Source organism: Streptomyces ossamyceticus, from assembly GCF_001418475.1.
Lineage (GTDB): Bacteria > Actinomycetota > Actinomycetes > Streptomycetales > Streptomycetaceae > Streptomyces > Streptomyces ossamyceticus.
The window spans coordinates 1-1193 of sequence record NZ_LIQX01000934.1 but is presented as its reverse complement, the minus strand read 5'-3'; the positions used below and the strand labels follow the sequence as shown (position 1 = coordinate 1193).

The window sequence follows — 1193 nt, the reverse complement described above, 5'->3', positions numbered from 1 at the left end:
GGTTCCCCCCCGTCCGTCTCGGCGCGGGGCCCGGGATCTCTCCCGGCCGACGCCCCGGATCCCCGCGCGGTGCCGCACAGGGCACCCCGGGAAAGGCGGGCGGGAACAGGACGGGAACGGGACGGGAACGGGCCCCGGCATGCTCGCCCTTCAACGACCGGAGCCGGGTCGCGCGCCCGGAAGGAACCTCGGAGAGGACCCAAAGCCATGCCCAAGATCGTGCTCGCCTCCGGCAGCATCCGCCGGGAGTCGGCGAACGCCGCCGTGATCGCCACCGTCCGGCGGCTGCTGGAGCAGCGGGACGAGAGCTACGAGGTGACGGAGCTGTCGCTGCGTCACTTCCCGCTGTTCGACGAGGACCTGGAGAGCGACGGCGGCACACCCGAGCTGCTCGCCGCGAAGGCACAGGTCGCGTCCGCCGACGTGCTGATCATCAGCAGCCCCGCCTACAACGGTTACCCGTCGGGCGTCCTCAAGAACGCCCTCGACTGGCTGTCCCGGCCGGGCGACGCGGACCGCGCGCCGCTGGAGGGCCTGCCCACGGTCGTCGTCAGCGCCTCCCCGGGTCCGGCCGGCGGGGAGAACGTACAGCCGCACGTCCGTCAGATCCTCGGCAACTGCGGTGCCGCGCTCATCGACTGCGAGCAGGTGGCGGTCGGCAACGCGATCGAGCTCCGCACGCCGGAGGGCGTCATCACCGAGCCCTCCGTGGTCAAGGCCCTCGACGGCCTGGTCGACGCGGTCGCCGGCCACCTCGCGGGCGCTCCCCGGGAAGCAGCGGCCTAGCCCACCGGGTTCCGGCTCCGGTTCCTCCACGACAAGAGAGAGGCGGGCTCGTGACCATGGCGGGTCGAATCGACGACCGGCGGCTGCTGCTGGTGCTGCCCCGGTACCGGGTCGTCCGGAAGGCCGTCGCCGCCGGATTCGACGTGTGGTCCCTGTGGGACCCCGGCCTCGCCGACGCGCGGAGCCTGCGCCAGATCGAGGACGCCTCGCACGAGCTCCTGCTCACGGACCTCTCCGACGAGCAGGGGCTGCGTGCGTTGGTGAGCAAAACCGTGCGGCGGCACGGCATCGGCCATGTGCTCCATCTGTCCTCCGACGACCCGCCGGAGCTCGTGCTGCCGGCGCTGGAGGAGGGCTGGCGGCTCGGCCGGGCCCCCAACCCCCCGTCCGCGGTCCGTGCTCTGAGC

At 73.2% G+C, this 1193-nt stretch carries 1 protein-coding gene and 1 pseudogene; both read left to right on the top strand.

Annotation, left to right across the window (positions count from 1 at the left end; all coding sequences use genetic code 11):
* Positions 1 to 207: 207 nt before the first annotated feature.
* Complete coding sequence (locus AOK15_RS40685) at positions 208 to 786, top strand: NADPH-dependent FMN reductase (protein WP_055524231.1); 579 nt, start codon at positions 208 to 210, stop codon at positions 784 to 786.
* Between the two features lie 56 nt (positions 787 to 842).
* A pseudogene (locus tag AOK15_RS45445) lies at positions 843 to 1193 on the top strand (hypothetical protein); the annotation flags it as partial.

Excerpts from the sequence above, each read along its gene's own strand:
- AOK15_RS40685 (WP_055524231.1), top strand. The coding sequence starts at position 208 with ATGCCCAAGATCGTGCTCGCCTCCGGCAGCATCCGCCGGGAGTCGGCG.